At 41.7% G+C, this 15,494-nt stretch carries 16 protein-coding genes; 7 read left to right on the top strand and 9 right to left on the bottom strand.

The features are described from left to right. Window positions 1-29 precede the first annotated feature (29 nt). Window positions 30-1,397, top strand: coding sequence for an FAD-binding oxidoreductase (locus ACIQXH_RS10415; protein WP_403123354.1), 1,368 nt, complete (start codon window positions 30-32; stop codon window positions 1,395-1,397). 106 nt (window positions 1,398-1,503) lie between these two features. Here the strand turns inward: ACIQXH_RS10415 and ald are convergent, their stop codons facing one another. From ald to ACIQXH_RS10445, 6 genes are all read right to left on the bottom strand, one after another. Next, window positions 1,504-2,637, bottom strand: a complete 1,134-nt coding sequence (gene ald, locus ACIQXH_RS10420; RefSeq protein WP_402867523.1) for an alanine dehydrogenase — start codon at window positions 2,635-2,637, stop codon at window positions 1,504-1,506. A 195-nt stretch (window positions 2,638-2,832) separates the two neighbouring features. Beyond that, window positions 2,833-3,657, bottom strand: a complete 825-nt coding sequence (locus ACIQXH_RS10425; RefSeq protein WP_403123357.1) for an EcsC family protein — start codon at window positions 3,655-3,657, stop codon at window positions 2,833-2,835. Window positions 3,658-3,706: 49 nt separating this feature from the next. After that, window positions 3,707-4,960 (bottom strand): PucR family transcriptional regulator, encoded by a 1,254-nt coding sequence (locus ACIQXH_RS10430; RefSeq protein ID WP_403123360.1) that lies wholly within the window; start codon window positions 4,958-4,960, stop codon window positions 3,707-3,709. A 134-nt stretch (window positions 4,961-5,094) separates the two neighbouring features. Next, on the bottom strand, window positions 5,095-6,093 hold the full coding sequence (locus ACIQXH_RS10435; protein WP_402867526.1) for an inorganic phosphate transporter: 999 nt from the start codon (window positions 6,091-6,093) through the stop codon (window positions 5,095-5,097). Between the two features lie 15 nt (window positions 6,094-6,108). After that, the gene (locus ACIQXH_RS10440; RefSeq protein ID WP_402868506.1) at window positions 6,109-6,729 is read right to left on the bottom strand and encodes a DUF47 domain-containing protein; all 621 of its coding nucleotides are present in this window, start codon (window positions 6,727-6,729) and stop codon (window positions 6,109-6,111) included. 243 nt (window positions 6,730-6,972) lie between these two features. Further along, window positions 6,973-7,971, bottom strand: coding sequence for an inorganic phosphate transporter (locus ACIQXH_RS10445; RefSeq protein ID WP_402867527.1), 999 nt, complete (start codon window positions 7,969-7,971; stop codon window positions 6,973-6,975). Between the two features lie 447 nt (window positions 7,972-8,418). Here ACIQXH_RS10445 and ACIQXH_RS10450 point away from each other — a divergent pair, with 447 nt between their 5' ends. The 5 genes from ACIQXH_RS10450 to ACIQXH_RS10470 all read left to right on the top strand — a co-directional run bounded on the left by ACIQXH_RS10450 (window position 8,419) and on the right by ACIQXH_RS10470 (window position 12,749). After that, window positions 8,419-9,201 carry an aldo/keto reductase gene (locus tag ACIQXH_RS10450; RefSeq protein WP_403123798.1) on the top strand — a complete coding sequence of 261 codons (783 nt, stop codon included), beginning with the start codon at window positions 8,419-8,421 and terminating at the stop codon, window positions 9,199-9,201. Between the two features lie 454 nt (window positions 9,202-9,655). Beyond that, window positions 9,656-9,910: a GlsB/YeaQ/YmgE family stress response membrane protein gene (locus ACIQXH_RS10455; protein WP_402867528.1), complete on the top strand. Its 255-nt coding sequence runs from the start codon at window positions 9,656-9,658 to the stop codon at window positions 9,908-9,910. A gap of 253 nt (window positions 9,911-10,163) precedes the next feature. Then, window positions 10,164-10,973 (top strand): MetQ/NlpA family ABC transporter substrate-binding protein, encoded by an 810-nt coding sequence (locus ACIQXH_RS10460; RefSeq protein WP_403123364.1) that lies wholly within the window; start codon window positions 10,164-10,166, stop codon window positions 10,971-10,973. Window positions 10,974-11,049: 76 nt separating this feature from the next. Then, window positions 11,050-12,087, top strand: coding sequence for a methionine ABC transporter ATP-binding protein (locus ACIQXH_RS10465; protein WP_403123367.1), 1,038 nt, complete (start codon window positions 11,050-11,052; stop codon window positions 12,085-12,087). Further along, on the top strand, window positions 12,087-12,749 hold the full coding sequence (locus tag ACIQXH_RS10470) for a methionine ABC transporter permease (protein ID WP_402868510.1): 663 nt from the start codon (window positions 12,087-12,089) through the stop codon (window positions 12,747-12,749). Before ACIQXH_RS10465 ends, ACIQXH_RS10470 begins: the two co-directional genes overlap by 1 nt. Before the next feature lie 45 nt (window positions 12,750-12,794). Here the strand turns inward: ACIQXH_RS10470 and ACIQXH_RS10475 are convergent, their stop codons facing one another. Next, on the bottom strand, window positions 12,795-13,700 hold the full coding sequence (locus ACIQXH_RS10475; protein WP_403123370.1) for an RluA family pseudouridine synthase: 906 nt from the start codon (window positions 13,698-13,700) through the stop codon (window positions 12,795-12,797). A 227-nt stretch (window positions 13,701-13,927) separates the two neighbouring features. Here ACIQXH_RS10475 and ACIQXH_RS10480 point away from each other — a divergent pair, with 227 nt between their 5' ends. Next, window positions 13,928-14,350, top strand: a complete 423-nt coding sequence (locus tag ACIQXH_RS10480) for a DUF5365 family protein (protein ID WP_402867532.1) — start codon at window positions 13,928-13,930, stop codon at window positions 14,348-14,350. Between the two features lie 57 nt (window positions 14,351-14,407). Here ACIQXH_RS10480 and ACIQXH_RS10485 read toward each other — a convergent pair whose 3' ends face one another. Both ACIQXH_RS10485 and ACIQXH_RS10490 read right to left on the bottom strand, forming a co-directional pair. Continuing rightward, on the bottom strand, window positions 14,408-14,878 hold the full coding sequence (locus ACIQXH_RS10485) for a thioredoxin family protein (protein WP_402867533.1): 471 nt from the start codon (window positions 14,876-14,878) through the stop codon (window positions 14,408-14,410). Beyond that, complete coding sequence (locus ACIQXH_RS10490; protein WP_402867534.1) at window positions 14,878-15,315, bottom strand: disulfide oxidoreductase; 438 nt, start codon at window positions 15,313-15,315, stop codon at window positions 14,878-14,880. Before ACIQXH_RS10490 ends, ACIQXH_RS10485 begins: the two co-directional genes overlap by 1 nt. Window positions 15,316-15,494 lie beyond the last annotated feature (179 nt).

The following is a 15,494-nucleotide window of genomic DNA, read 5'->3' on the forward strand; positions in this document are numbered from 1 at the left end:
TATTTCGTTAAAAAACAGGGGGAAAAGACATGAAGGAACATATTGAACAATTAAGAAGCATTTTACCGGCAGGACAAATATCCGTGAATGAAACGATACTGGAACAACATAGTCATGATGAATCGTATCATGCGCCAAGGTTACCGGATGTGGTCGTTTATCCGAGAAATGCCTTAGAAACGAGTGCTGTCGTACGGTACGCCAATGAGCAAGGGATCCCAATCATTCCTTTTGGTTTGGGGTCGAGTTTGGAAGGGCATGTAGTCCCTGTAAACGGAGGGATCTCACTTGATTTTTCCTTGATGAATAAGGTGCTTGAAATCAGCGCAGGCGATTTTTTAGTGAAGGTCCAACCGGGAGTAACACGGACACAATTGAATAAAGAACTGAAAAAATACGGGCTCTTTTTCTCGGTTGACCCAGGTGCCGACGCAACATTAGGTGGGATGGCGGCAACGAATGCAAGTGGGACGACTTCTGTTAAATACGGGATCATGAGGGATCAGGTTAGGGATTTGGAAGTGGTGCTTGCGAATGGGGAAATCATACATACCGGAAGTTCAGCGGCAAAATCTTCATCCGGGATTCACTTGAATGGTTTATTTGTCGGTTCGGAAGGCACGCTAGGGGTATTTACCGAATTAACGTTAAAGGTCTACGGGATCCCGGAAGTGACGATGGCGGGGAGGGCCTCATTTCCAACCGTCGAAGCTGCGGTGACAGCCGTGAATGGCATCATGGTTGCCGGCATTCCCATCGCACGAATCGAGCTAGTGGACTCGGAATCTATGAAAAAGGTAAATCAGTTCTTGGATAAGTCCTATGATGTAAAACCTACATTATTCTTGGAGTTTCACGGGAATGCAGCCGGGCTTGAGCAGGATGTGACATTCGCAAAGGAAATTGTCCGGGATTTAGGGTGTGAAGATATCCAGTTTGAAACGGATTCGAAAGCGCGTAACGAATTGTGGGAAGCCCGCCATAATCTTGCTTATGCATTCATCCATAGTGCACCAGGCAAAAAATTGATGGTGACTGATGTAAGCGTGCCTTTGAACGAATTGTCTCATGCCATTTTGGATTCGAGGGAAAAGATCGAACAATCGAAAGTGGAAGGTGCGATCGTCGGTCACGTGGGTGATGGGAATTATCATGTCTTGTTCATGGTGGACCTTAGTAACCCAGAGGAAGTGGTGGAAGCAAAGCGGATAAATGAGGAGATTGTCGAATACGCACTAACTAAAGGCGGTACGTGTACGGGGGAACATGGAGTAGGACTTGGGAAAAGAAAATATCAGCGGAGAGAGCATGGCACTGCATACGAAGTGATGAAAACGATCAAGCAGGCTTTGGACCCGAAAGGCATCATGAATCCTGGCAAAGTATTTGAAGACTGATTACACATAACGGTGGGTCGAAAATGATCATGTTCTTGTGCGTGTAGAAAAATACAAATACAAAAAAGGCTCCAGGACGTCATGAACGTCACTGGAGCTTATCATTTTAGGCATTAATATTATTTTGATCCAAGGCACTTACTACATTGACGTAATTATATCCAAGGTCCGTCGCAACAGCCTCAAACGTGATTTCGCCGTTGGCCACGTTTACCCCTTTTGCAAGGGCTTCATTTTCAAGAATGGCTTTAACAGCCCCCTTATTGGCAATTTGCAATGCGTAAGGAACGGTTACGTTCGTCAACGCTGTGGTCGATGTTTGAGGGACCGCACCAGGCATGTTCGCCACTGCATAGTGGACAACTCCGTGTTTTACGTAAGTAGGGTTGTCATGTGTTGTGATATGGTCAACCGTTTCAAAGATACCACCTTGGTCAATGGCTACATCGACAATGACTGAACCCGGCGACATGGATTTGACCATTTCTTCCGTGACAAGTTTTGGAGCTTTTGCACCTGGAATCAGGACAGCCCCGATGACTAGGTCCGCATCTTTAACGGCTTCCGCTACATTGAATGGATTGGAAATGAGAGTGGTCAACTGATTTCCAAAAATATCATCCAGTTGGCGCAGACGGTCGGGACTTAAGTCAAGGATGGTTACATCCGCTCCCAGACCGATGGCGATTTTGGCTGCATTCGTTCCAACCATACCACCCCCGATGACCGCTACTTTACCGCGTTTGACACCAGGTACACCGCTTAGGAGGATACCTTTACCCCCGTTGTTTTTCTCAAGGAATTGAGCCCCGATTTGTGAGGCCATGCGTCCAGCGACTTCGCTCATTGGCGTTAATAATGGAAGTGTGCGATTTACGGAAACGGTTTCATAGGCAATGGCCAGTACACCATTTTCCTTTAATGCTTTTGCCAATTCCGGTTCGGCGGCAAGGTGAAGATATGTGAAAAGAATCAAGTCTTTACGGAAATATTTATATTCAGATGGGATAGGTTCTTTTACCTTCATGATCATGTCCGTGCTTTCCCAAACGCTTGCAGCATCTTCGACCATGATGGCGCCGGCTTCCTGGTAGGATTCATTGGTGAAACTGCTTCCTAAGCCTGCGTTTACTTCTATAAAAACTTCATGTCCGGCATTGGCTAATGCCATAACACCAGCGGGAGTGATAGCTACACGGTTTTCGTTGTTCTTGATTTCTTTCGGAATGCCTATTCTCATCTAAAATACCTCCAATGGTTTCTTTTAAGTATTACCTAAAGTATAAACGCGATTGGAAAAGGTTAGTATGTGGAAATCAGAAAAGTGGAAAAGAGGCCTTTGTGGAATTCCACAAAGGCAGAGTCAAAAGGTATGGGTAACTATTGGATACGAGCCTGGATGACCAAGGTGTACGTAAGAAAATCTGACATGGAACTAATCAGTGGAACCGATTTCCTTCATTCGTTCTATAATTCTTCTTTTCTTATAAAGCATCATGCCTGTATCGGCCATATCGGAGATCATGGAACGATTGGTGAATGCACCAAAGATGATGCCTGCGACGGGAACCATCTGCAAAAGTTTCTTCCAACCGAATTGATCGCGATATGTATAGACCACTTCCCGCCAGCCTTGAAGCTCGGAAGCAATTTCTCTTTTAGATTCGGACCCAGGAAGGACCATGTTCTCCATTTCCTTTAAAAGCGTCTTTTTCCCGATGACATCAGATGTAGTGAACTGTAGGCATTTGACGATGAAAACCCGTTCCTGCTTGTCCCGTGGATTGTAACCATAGGCTACGGCCATGTCTTGCAGGGTTTTAATGGACATGCCAAGGAGGAGGGGGATATCGATGGCTAAAGTGAAAACCCCGCCTATTCCTGTACTGGCCCCCTGGACCGTCGCTAAATGACTACCCGATTTTTTAATATCTTGACCAACTTTGTCCATCACTTGGAGTGGCACATCCCTGGAGATATCTTCGATGGTAGTGATGTTCAAATTTGGGCTATGAACCTCCACCTTTCTGATGATGGCCGATTCCTTCGTTAGGTATTTGCCGCCTGTTTGTATGTAGCTACCTATTTCATCGAGCAGGGCACCCAACCTTTTTTGAATGAAGGACGGGGTCACTTTGTCGAGTATCTTAAAGGGGAGGCGACCGATCCGGTCCCAAAACCATAGACCTTTCTGTTCCTTTTCCCACTTATTTATGATTTGCAATTCTTTCTCAAGTTCTTCTCTTGGTTCCAGATTCATGGTGGTCATTCTCCTTTCCGTCTTCCTATCTTTACCCGTAATGTAAGATTCATCGTGCTTTTTTTAGAAATTCTTTATATTGTTCGATCTTGATGTCTAGAAAGAGGGACATCTTTTGAATCGGGTCCTTTAGGCGGATATTCCCGATTTCACTTATCCGTTTTAATCGGTAGTTCAACGTATTCACATGGATATGGAGAGTCCTTGAAGCTTCATTGGGATTGCCGTCTTTTTCGAGATAGACGGTCAGTGTGTGCAATAATTCGGTCTGATTTTTCATATCGTATGCTTTGAGCTTTAAAACAGAAGGATGGACCGTTCGCTGTTTGTTGTTTGCAAAGACATCAAGCATTTGAAACATGCCGAGCTCTTCATAATGCAGGATGTGATTCATATCGTTTGGAAAAATCGACTTCATTTTCAGGGTATATAGCGCTTCCTCATAACTTGATTTCACGTCGGTCAGGTTTTTATACAAGTTCCCGGATGTTCCAAGGATATGTTCGACACCAAACCGTCGTTGCATTTCCAATATGAAGTAAGGGATGAATTCATAAGTGGAGAAGGCAGATTCATTCTCCTGATTGAATCCAGTAAAAAGGATGAGCCTATTCTGGTCTATGGCAAAAAGGAAACTATGAATCTTTTGGGTGGTCGTTAGCATATAGGAAATGAAACGTTCGACTTCACGGTTGATTTCGTTTGGGAATTCAAATACCAATATGGAAAAGACGACTGGGACATGGATGGAAAACTTAGTGAAATGCTCGAGTATTTCCGATTCTTCCTGATAGTGTCCCGTCAACATGCGCCAAAGAAACTCCTGGTGTCCCGCTTCTTTCCTTTTCTTTTTCAATTGCAGTTGTTGTAGTTGATTTTTGGCTTCCTTGGCAGAGAAGTGGAGAAAGTCCATATCCTCTTCAGAGAAAGGTTCGTTTACTTCCAATGCCCAGATGAAGCCCAGGACTTCATTGTTTTTCCGGATGGAAACCGCTGCCCGATTGCCAAGCCCGACGTCATGCTTGGCATCTATTTTTATCGGCATCCCATCTTTCAACAAGGAAGGGATGATGCCGTCTTTCCATAAGCTATTGATGACTTTTTCGGGTACCCGTCTGCCAATAATGGTCATGATCCGGGCTTGGTCTGTTGTATCATCATGGGTACTATAGGCAAGGAGACGATGGTTTCCGTCTTCTATTGTAATCGGACAACCTAAAACGGAACTGATTCTATCAGCAAACTCCATCATATCCCCATAAAGGTCTTTAAAAATATCTCTATTTTTCGTAAATTCCTTCATACTGCTAAGGCACCTCGCTTAAAAAATTCCTTCTTATACAAATTTTAAACGATTATCCTTATTTAACATAGTGATAGGATAGAAGAATTCCAGAAAATGAAAAAACCTGCTGAATCAGCAGGTTTTTGGAAACGTTAGAAAAAGAAATTAATAACCATGTAAATCAACCCTGCTAATGTAGCAGAAATAGGCAAGGTAATGAACCAAGTGATTAGCATTCTTTTTGCCGTTCCCCATTTAACACCCTTAACCCGGTGGGATGCACCGACTCCTAGGATGGAAGATGAAATAACATGAGTCGTACTTACTGGCATATGAATCAAAGTGGCACCGAAGATGATGAAGGCACCCGTTAAATCAGCGGCAACCCCATTGATAGGGCGAATCTTCATGATCTTACCACCGACGGTCTTGATGATTTTCCATCCACCGATCGATGTTCCAAGACCCATTGCCAAGGCACAACTGAATTGAACCCATAAAGCGATATCCGTGCTTGATGCATATCCATTGGCGATCAGGGCCAGTGTAATGATCCCCATCGCCTTTTGAGCATCATTCGTTCCATGTGTATACGATTGAAGGGCTGCTGTAGCAATCTGGATCGTACGGAACCTTTGATTCGTTTTCGTCAGGTTGTTGTTTTTGAAAACAACTTTAAAGATGCTATAAACGATATACCCTATCACGAAAGCGATGATAGGAGAGAAAATCAACGCTTCGAGAATTTTCAAGAACCCTTCCCACTTAATGGAGGAGAATCCGGCTGCTGCAATTGCGGCACCTGCAATCGAACCTATCAATGCATGGGAGGAACTGCTTGGTATTCCGTAATACCAAGTAAGAAGATTCCATATGATGGCCGAAAGTAGGGCAGCCATGATTACATAAGAACCATTCGGGAGGGTGAACGGATCCACAATATCCTTCGTGATCGTCTTCGCCACGCCTGTGAAAGTCATGGCTCCAACAAAATTCATGATAGCTGCTAAGATGATAGCATGCCTTGGTTTTAACGCTTTTGTTGAAACAGATGTAGCAATGGCATTCGCTGTATCATGGAAACCATTGATGAAGTCGAATGCAAGTGCTAGGAAAACAATGATAATCGTTAAAATCAATAAAGTATCCATTTTTGGGGGTACTCCTTAGGCGTTTTTCATTATGATTGTTTCAAGTGTATTGGCAACGGCTTGACAGTTGTCGGCAATTTCTTCAAGGCTCTCGTAAATCTCTTTATATTGGATGATTCTGATTGGATCTTTCTCAACCGTAAACAGGTTTTTGATGGATTGGCGTTGGATGCCATCACAAACAGATTCAAGTTCTTTAATCTTAATCGCGTTTTCACGGATCATTGGTAATTTTTTAGTAGATAGCGTATCGACAGCTGTTTCGATTTCATAGGTGCATTCTTTAATGGCATCGACGAATTTAAGCATGTACTCATCGGCATTAACGATAGAATACATTTCGAATAGAGCGGAACAATGTTCCAAACCGTCTATGACATCATCCATTCTCATGGTTAATTCAAGAATATCTTCACGCTCTATAGGAGTAATGAAGGCGTTGTTTAATTCTTTAATGATGGTGTGAACCATTTCATCGCCCTTGTGCTCATAATCTTTCATCGTATCTGAAAAAACTTTTAAGTCGCTGATATTTTTAAGCTTATAATCTGCGAAATAGTCCGCACTTTCTTTGATGTTTTGAGCAATATTTAATAACATCACTGCAAATTTGTCTTTTTTAGATTTAAAAGCCATGGTTAATGCCTCCCAATTAGTCAAGCGTAATTTTACGTATAGATGTGTACGCTTTAGTATTAACAACTTGATTGTAACGAATTCATCTAGCAATAGGGAAGGTTTTTCGACGAAAATTTACAAAATCTTAATAAAACTTTACAAAAAGATAAAGGAAAAGTGAAATTTGGGAATATCTACAATGATGAAGAGAGAAAAGAGAAGAAAAAAACCTTTCCGGATTGGAAAGGTTCAAGTGTTGGATTATAAAAATAATGAAATAATATAGTATATGGTTGCAGCCAATCCTGCGGAAATTGGTAACGTGATGAACCATGTCACCAGCATGCTTTTGGCGGTTGTCCATTTTACCCCTTTGATTCGGTGAGCTGAGCCTACACCAAGTATTGAAGAGGAGATGACATGGGTTGTACTTACAGGCATATGAATGAAGGTAGCCCCTAAGATGATGGCGGCACCCGACATATCAGCGGCCACTCCGTTTATCGGACGGATCTTCATGATTTTCCCACCGACCGTCTTGATGATTTTCCATCCGCCGATTGAAGTACCTAAGGCCATGGCAATCGCACAGGAAAGTTGTACCCAGAATGGGATGTCGGAGCTATGAGCAAATCCATTAGCCATTAAAGCCAATGTGATGATCCCCATCGACTTTTGCGCATCATTTGTTCCGTGTGTATAGGATTGAATCGCAGCCGTAAGAATTTGAATCCTCCGGAAACGTTTATTGGTCTTGCCTAAGTTATTATTTTTAAAGATGATCTTGAAGATGCTATACACGATAAAACCGACTGCAAATGCAATGATAGGAGATAAGATCAAGGCTTGGACGATCTTAGAAAACCCACTCCACTTGATGGAATCGAAACCACCTGATATTATGGCAGCTCCAGCAATGGATCCGATGATGGCATGGGAAGAACTGCTTGGAATGCCAACGTACCAGGTGACCAAATTCCAAATAATTGCAGATAGTAGGGCAGCAAGAATGACATAAGAACCATTATTTAAGGTAAATGGATCAACAATGTCCTTTGTTATGGTTTGGGCTACCCCTGTAAAGGTCAATGCTCCCAATAAGTTCATGATCGCAGCCATGATGATGGCGTGCCGAGGTTGTAGTGCCTTAGTTGAAACAGCGGTAGCGATTGCATTGGCCGTATCATGGAACCCATTGATAAAGTCAAAAACTAAAGCAAAGAAGATAATTGCAGCTGTTAAAATGAATAGACTACTCATGCATGTAAGACTCCCTTAATGTTCAAGTATGTAAATATAAAACCTAGTTTGCGGATACAAAGTGGACGAGAGATTAGTCTTGAAACTCCTACTATTTAGAATGGGAGTTATATCGATTGATTATACTTTTGAAAAGGTGGCACCTACTTTTAACATTTTTTTGCCCAACTATTCAATTGTAACGAATTTCTTATCTATAAGGATAGATGTTTCGTCATTTTTTTACAAAATATTTTATTCATTCGATGAAAAATTACCTATTCATTCTTTTTTTAAATAATAATGGATAGTTTACCAAAGGATTTGGTGGATTGAAAGCTGAAAATTCCGAGGTGAATGGTTAGAAATGCAAGGTATCTGATGCTATAATTGGAAAATAAAACTAAGGGGGAATGTCACGTGATTTCAAGTGTTGGTGAGAAGATAACTTTACATAATGGAGTGCAAATGCCGCAGCTGGGCTTCGGTGTCTTTAAGGTGAAAAACGGTAAGGAAACGGTTGAATCAGTCAAGAAGGCGATTGAGGTAGGTTACCGTGCAATCGATACGGCCGCCATCTACGAAAATGAAGAAGGTGTGGGGCAGGCGATTCGGGAAAGTGGCATCCCACGTGAAGAACTGTTCATTACGTCGAAAGTATGGAATACGGAACAAGGATATGAAACGACCCTTCAAGCTTTCGAGGATAGCATGGAACGTCTAGGTTTGGAGTATTTGGACTTATATTTGATCCATTGGCCAGGTCAGGATAAATACCTGGAAACATGGAAGGCACTTGAGAAACTTTATCATGATGGAAAAGTGAAAGCGATCGGCGTAAGTAATTTCCATGTTCACCATCTGGAAAACTTATTGGCAAACAGTGAGGTTAAGCCTGTCGTCAATCAAATTGAATTACATCCATTGTTAACTCAAACCGAAATTCGTGATTACTGCAAAAAACATGATATCAAGGTAGAGGCGTGGAGTCCGCTTGGACGCGGGCATTTAATCGATGAACCTACAATCAACCATATTGCGAAAAAGCATGGGAAAAGCGCTGCACAGGTATTGATCAGATGGCACCTACAACATGATATCGTAGTTATTCCAAAGTCGATTACACCTTCGCGTATCGTAGAAAATGCTCAAGTGTTCGACTTTTCATTGAGCCTTAATGAGATGAACCAAATCGACGCCTTGAATAAAAATGAACGATTCGGTAGCAACCCGGATGAACTGATTTTTTAACCAGTTTCACGAACCCTAAAAAGAGTGCCCAGAGAAATTCTGGACACTCTTTTTTTTAACATATTATAGATGGAAACTGTCTATACTAACAGTGGAAGACGAAATGAAAAATAGTATATACCCCTTTCTCTACATCGATAATCTCTTTTTCGGTTCCAAAAAAATTAAAATAAAATAAGGTTTTAGATTTAGAATAAGGGGAAAATACTTAGTACAACAGCAAACAAGAAGAAAACACACACAGACATTAAGCGGTGTCCAATCAACTTCATTTTAAAATGACAATTACCTTTTTAAATAACCAAAAACATTCGCATTATTAAGATATGCGTACCAGGCATTATACCTTTTGAGTGTAAAGGTTATGGTGTTGATCGGACACGAATAATGAAAGTGATGAGTATTTCTTCAAGTCTGTTGAATAAAATTCATTTACTCAAGGAGGAAATATATTATGGGATTCTTATGGTCATTAATTATCGGTGGTATTATCGGTTGGTTAGCAGGTATGATTATCGGACGTGACGTACCATTCGGTATCGTTGGTAACATCATTGCAGGTTTTGTTGGTGCATGGTTAGGTTCATTAATTCTTGGAACTTGGGGACCCTCAGTAGCAGATTTCGCTATCATTCCAGCATTAATCGGTGCTATCGTATTTGTCTTCATCTTAAGCTTAATCTTAAGAGGAACAAGAAAAGCTTCATAAATAAAGAAAATGTAGCTGGCCTAAACGGCCAGCTTATTTTTTTGGGGGAATTTCAAGGCAATCGCTTTTAGCAGTTGCCTTATTTCCGTTAATTAGTATGGAAAAAAGTAATATTTGCTATTTAAATATATAAAAATTATTGTCATTTACTTAAGAAAAAGGATAAATAATCAATATATAGGATGAATGTAAAATTATGATGTTTTTAAAATAATAATAATTGTATACTGAAAAATGGGGAGGGAGAATGAGAATGATGAAAATGATGGGGATGCTTCTTGCAGTCACGGGCTTATTATTAGTGGCTGGCTGCGGTAGTGAAGAGAAAGTTCAAGAACAGACGATTAAAGTGGGCGTTTCCGCGGGCCCTTTTGAAGAGGTGGCCAAAAAGGTGAAAGAGGTGGCCAAGGAAGAGGGAATCAAAATGGAGATTGTCCCATTCAATGATTTCGTCACGCCTAACCGCGCTCTTGAAAATGGGAACTTGGATGTAAATGTATTCCAAACCAAACCATATTTAGAACAATATAACGAGAATCACAAAGCCAATATCGCAACTGTGGGGAAGGTTTTCACCACGAATATGGCTTTTTATTCGAAAAAATACAAAACGATCGAGGAAATTCCTGAAGGGGCCACTCTAGGAATCATGAATGATCCTCTTAATCTGTGGCGTGGTCTTTTGTTATATGAAGAAGCGGGTTTAATTAAATTGAAGCCGGGTCTTGAAAACTACGCAACCATCCAGGACATCGCAGAAAATCCAAAAAAATTGAAATTCAAGGAGTTAGAAGGCGGCATGCTTGCTCCAGCGATGAATAGCCTGGACGTAGCGATTATCCCTAGTAATTTTGCAATCCAGAATGGATACGACCCGAAGGAAGATCCATTATATATCGAACAAGGGGACAAGTTCCCGATTTACTTGGCAACCGCAGAAGAAAATAAAGATAATGAAGACTATAAAAAATTAACTGAATTATATAGTTCCAAAGAAGTGAAAGCATTCATTAAAGAAAAGTACGATGGTGTGTTCAAAACGGTCGATCATCCTTTTGAATAAAAGGAGAGAAAGGCACAGTAAAGAAGGCTCTTTGCTGGTCCAAACCTGGAAATGAAGGATAAGTAGGGGGGCTAGAATGATCCAGCTGACTGATATACACAAAACATATGTAGAGGGAAAAAAAAGCATTCATGCCTTAAAGGGTGTATCCCTTTCCATGAATAGGGGAGAGATTTTCGGTGTGATTGGTTTTAGCGGAGCCGGAAAGAGTACGTTGCTTCGTACGGTCAATCTACTGGAAAAGCCGACTAGCGGAAAAGTCATGGTGAATGGAGTCGATTTACTGCAATTGAGTGAACGGGAATTGCGGTCATCCCGAAAGAAAATAGGGATGATCTTTCAGCATTTTAATTTGCTGGATTCCTATAATGTGTTTGATAATGTCGCAGAAATCTTAAGAATGAATAAGATGTCCAAACGAGAAATCAAGCAAAAAGTTGACGGTTTGCTTTCGTTAGTGGGCTTGCAGGATAAAGCGGGGGAATATCCTGCTCAGCTGTCAGGAGGACAAAAGCAAAGGGTGGGGATCGCTCGAGCCTTGGCGATGGACCCCGAACTTCTTTTATGTGATGAGGCCACCTCCGCGTTAGATCCACAAACCACGGAATCCATTCTTGAACTTTTGCTTGATATTAATGAAAAGATGGGGTTGACGATCATGCTGATCACCCATGAGATGGATGTCATTAAAAAAATCTGTGATCGGGTGGCTGTCATGGAGCAGGGGGAAATCATCGAACAGGGGTCAGTTCATGATATTTTCAGTACACCTCAAGCCCCGACGACGAAAAACTTCATCCGAACCGTTTTTGATGATACGGTTCCAAAAGACTTGTTGAATAAAATGCAGGGAAGTTCGTCCTATAAAGTTGTCAGGATCTCATTCAGGGGAGACGATGCACTTAATCCTGTGCTACATTCCCTTGCCATACGGTTTTCCGTGGTCACCAATGTGCTAAGCGGTTCGATGATTTCAGTGAAAGGAATGCCACTTGGGATGATGGTGCTACATATTTCAGGTAAGGAAGAATCGATTTTACAGGCCATCGATTTTCTCAAACAGGCGGTTCATCATGTGGAAATAAAACAGGATCCCGAGGTGATGATGTCATGATGGAGAGATTGGTAGAGATGTCGCCGTTATTTACACAGTCGCTTTACGAAACATTAATGATGGTTGGGGTCGCTCTTTTCGTTGCCACCATCATTGGCATTCCGCTTGGGGTGTTATTGGTGATAACAAGAAAAGATCATCTTGCACCTAATAAAATGGTCTTTCTTATATTGAATATACTTGTTAACATCATCCGGTCCGTGCCGTTCATCATCTTGATCGTGGCCATCATCCCTTTCACTGAATGGGTGGCAGGCACGGCGATAGGCGTTAAGGGTGCGATTGTCCCGCTGATCGTATTTACCGCCCCGTATATCGCACGATTGATAGAAACGGCTTTGCTTGAAGTGGACCGCGGCATCATTGAAGCCTACTTGGCCATGGGAGCGACACGGACACAAATCATCTTTCGAATCATGTTACGTGAAGCTAGACCGGGGATCGTCCTTTGTTTGACGATTGCAACGATAGGGTTGATCGGAGCAACAGCAATGGCCGGGGCTGTGGGAGCGGGGGGACTCGGTGATCTGGCACTACGGTATGGGTACCAACAATGGGATCTTCCTGTCATGTTCCTGACGGTCCTCCTATTGATCTGCCTCGTTCAGCTAATCCAATCTTTTGGGAATTGGGCGGCCGCTACATTAAAAAAAGGATCATAATCAAAAAAAGCTGGCTCAAAGACGATGAGCCAGCTTTTTTATGGTTTATAACGTATCAAAGATACTGGGCTTATCCAGGAAAGGCGCTTCGATGGCGATTTTTTCTTCGGAGATAGGATGGATGAATTCCATTTTCCTGGCATGAAGGGCCTGACGTGGAAAGGACCTCTTTCCGCCATACAGAGTATCCCCGGCCAATGGATGATTCAAGTGGCTGAAGTGCACCCGGATTTGGTGGGTCCTGCCACTTTCTAATGTGCAGCTGACAAGTGTCCGATTTTCTTTAGGGTACCGTTCAAGGACTTGATAATGAGTGATGGCTGTCTGTCCGGATGGAGATACTCTTCGTCTCGTCGCATGATGCCGGTCCCGCCCAATCTTTTCTTCGATTTTTCCTGCGTTTTTTTGAAGGATCCCTTCCACTAAAGCATAATAGGTTCTCTTGATGTTCCGTTCTTCAAGCATTCTATCGAGCATGGAGCCGGTCAGTCGCTCTTTAGCAAAAAGGACGGCGCCGGTGGTATCTTTATCGAGTCTATGAATATGTTTTATCATGCAGGTTTGGCCGGTTACCTGAAGGTGGTGGGCCACCCCGTTGATCAGCGAATTCCTATCACCGGAATGAGAGGGGTGGGTATCCATTCCTGCCGGTTTGTTTGCGATCAATAACAAATCATCTTCATATAAGATGGTGATTCCCAAATCTGTAGCGGGTACTCGATCATCATCAACGTGAAGCAACGGAATCCGGATCGTATCCCCTTCAGAAATTTGACTTGTCCAAGGAGTGATGACATCATTCACTTTTACTTCCTTACTCATTCTCCATTCATGAACAAGTTTCTTTGGAGCCTTCCAATGGTCTCTAAAAAGACCTTCTAATGTAAAACCATCCAATTGTTTATGTACAGTGATGAATAATTCATCGTTTTTTACTGTGAAATGTTTCAAATTTATTCCTACTTTCGTTGGATTAGATTGTATTTTTAAGAAAAAAATATATAATAATTACAATGAACTGTGAAAAAAGAATCATTAGACCTATTGAAAATGAGTCGGTGGGTTAAATTACCACATTATTTTTACAGTTTTTATGTTATTCTATAAAAAAAAGGATGATCCTCTAAGATTAAGCAAACAAAGATAGGACCAAAGTATTTGAAAAAGGTGGTTTTGTTGTGAAGGTTGTCTCTCCATCAACGGAAGAACAAGAGCAAGAAATTGCTGATCTTGTTGAACGTTTCTACGAATCTGTATTTCCGAGTTACTTCACAAAAGATGAAATCCTTCATTTTAAAGAAATAGGCGTTTTACAGCCTAATAAAGACCGTTTCACCTACAATGGTACACTTAGGGAAGCGTATCAGGTGATGACATGCCTTCAAGTCCTCCTAACCATTATGGACAAGGAGGAGAAGGTGGATTCAAAGGCAACTGAACGTAAATCAGATGAATTGTTCAAGCGCAACATTACACTTTTGAATGAATGCGGGATATTCTTCCCCTTCGATTCTAATCATTTTAACCGAATGAGCGAACATGTGGGAATGGAAGGTTTGTCCATGTACAATGTTCAAGTGGCGAATTCATACTTAGTATAAGGCAAATAAAAAGAACCGGCTATAACGGACTGTTCCCGTTATAGCCGGTTCTTTTTATTAATTGATGTCGTTTTCCTCGAACCATTCTTTAAAGTCTGACTTTTCATGGTAGCCAACTAACCGGGCTTTTTCTTTTCCATCAACATAATGGACAATGGTCGGCGTGCTCTCTATCCCATAATCGCTCCATCCTTGCTCGAATTCCAATAAATTGTATTGAACAAGGTCAATGCCCATCTCTTCGGCCAGGGGTGCGACGACTGGGGTGGTTTTTTGGCAATGCACGCATGTAGGGCTATAATAGTAAACCGTCACTGCTTCTTTTTCCTGCAGGTCATTCTCTAACTCGGCGGGGAGAATCAGATTTTGATAATTGGGATCATCCAATTGATCGACGGTGGCGGATTTAAGACTATCTTTTCCGTAAGGATTGCCCTTTGCCTTTTCTTCTTTTTTCATATTGGTCACAACGCCCAATACGATAAATAGGGCGACGATTATTACTAAGAATATCGCAATCTTTTTCATTAAGCTGAAGCCTCCTTGGATCTTGTCCATACGATGTAGCTGCATAGGAATATAATGATGAATGCAACGAGAGCTAAGGCAGGGATCGTAATAAATCCAAACCAGTTAATATATTGACCTGTACATGGGACCCTTCCGCACGCAAGGGAATGGTCGGAAAATAATGAAACCTTTTGAATCAAATAGTGATAGGTTGAAATGAGTGCACCGATACCGGACAATATCATGGTATAAAAGCTGATCCAATGGTCCTTACGAATGATGGCTATACCTAAAATGACTGTAAAAGGATACATGATGATCCGTTGATACCAGCAAAGGGTACAAGGTTCGTATTGCTTAATTTCAGAAAAATATAAGCTTCCAAACATGGCAATGATGGAAGCAGCCCATGCAATAAATAGCCAGTTTTCTTTACTGTCTTTTGTCTTGTTCATCGCTTCCCTACTCCACCTTCTTTTTCTTTAATAAAAGTATAGTCTGTATCGATGGCGTCTGTAAAATATATGTTCTTAAAATATGCTTCAGACGGGGTTTTTTCCAGGTACATAACAAGGGAATTAGGAGTTTCAAGTGTTATATTTTTAAAATTAGGGGTATAATCTTCGATGAAGAG

Origin of the sequence: Peribacillus sp. NPDC097225, assembly GCF_044761955.1 — a bacterium.
GTDB lineage: Bacteria > Bacillota > Bacilli > Bacillales > DSM-1321 > Peribacillus.

What these genes read in the sequence shown, in the direction of transcription:
- ACIQXH_RS10490 (WP_402867534.1), bottom strand. Translation starts at nt 15,315, where the DNA reads ATGAACAAGACAAAAGACAGTAAAGAAAACTGGCTATTTATTGCATGG.
- ald (WP_402867523.1), bottom strand. Translation starts at nt 2,637, where the DNA reads ATGAGAATAGGCATTCCGAAAGAAATCAAGAACAACGAAAACCGTGTA.
- ACIQXH_RS10460 (WP_403123364.1), top strand. Translation starts at nt 10,164, where the DNA reads ATGATGAAAATGATGGGGATGCTTCTTGCAGTCACGGGCTTATTATTA.
- ACIQXH_RS10465 (WP_403123367.1), top strand. Translation starts at nt 11,050, where the DNA reads ATGATCCAGCTGACTGATATACACAAAACATATGTAGAGGGAAAAAAA.
- ACIQXH_RS10450 (WP_403123798.1), top strand. Translation starts at nt 8,419, where the DNA reads ATGCCGCAGCTGGGCTTCGGTGTCTTTAAGGTGAAAAACGGTAAGGAA.
- ACIQXH_RS10440 (WP_402868506.1), bottom strand. Translation starts at nt 6,729, where the DNA reads ATGGCTTTTAAATCTAAAAAAGACAAATTTGCAGTGATGTTATTAAAT.
- ACIQXH_RS10485 (WP_402867533.1), bottom strand. Translation starts at nt 14,878, where the DNA reads ATGAAAAAGATTGCGATATTCTTAGTAATAATCGTCGCCCTATTTATC.
- ACIQXH_RS10455 (WP_402867528.1), top strand. Translation starts at nt 9,656, where the DNA reads ATGGGATTCTTATGGTCATTAATTATCGGTGGTATTATCGGTTGGTTA.
- ACIQXH_RS10445 (WP_402867527.1), bottom strand. Translation starts at nt 7,971, where the DNA reads ATGAGTAGTCTATTCATTTTAACAGCTGCAATTATCTTCTTTGCTTTA.
- ACIQXH_RS10425 (WP_403123357.1), bottom strand. Translation starts at nt 3,657, where the DNA reads ATGAATCTGGAACCAAGAGAAGAACTTGAGAAAGAATTGCAAATCATA.
- ACIQXH_RS10470 (WP_402868510.1), top strand. Translation starts at nt 12,087, where the DNA reads ATGGAGAGATTGGTAGAGATGTCGCCGTTATTTACACAGTCGCTTTAC.
- ACIQXH_RS10430 (WP_403123360.1), bottom strand. Translation starts at nt 4,960, where the DNA reads ATGAAGGAATTTACGAAAAATAGAGATATTTTTAAAGACCTTTATGGG.
- ACIQXH_RS10435 (WP_402867526.1), bottom strand. Translation starts at nt 6,093, where the DNA reads ATGGATACTTTATTGATTTTAACGATTATCATTGTTTTCCTAGCACTT.
- ACIQXH_RS10415 (WP_403123354.1), top strand. Translation starts at nt 30, where the DNA reads ATGAAGGAACATATTGAACAATTAAGAAGCATTTTACCGGCAGGACAA.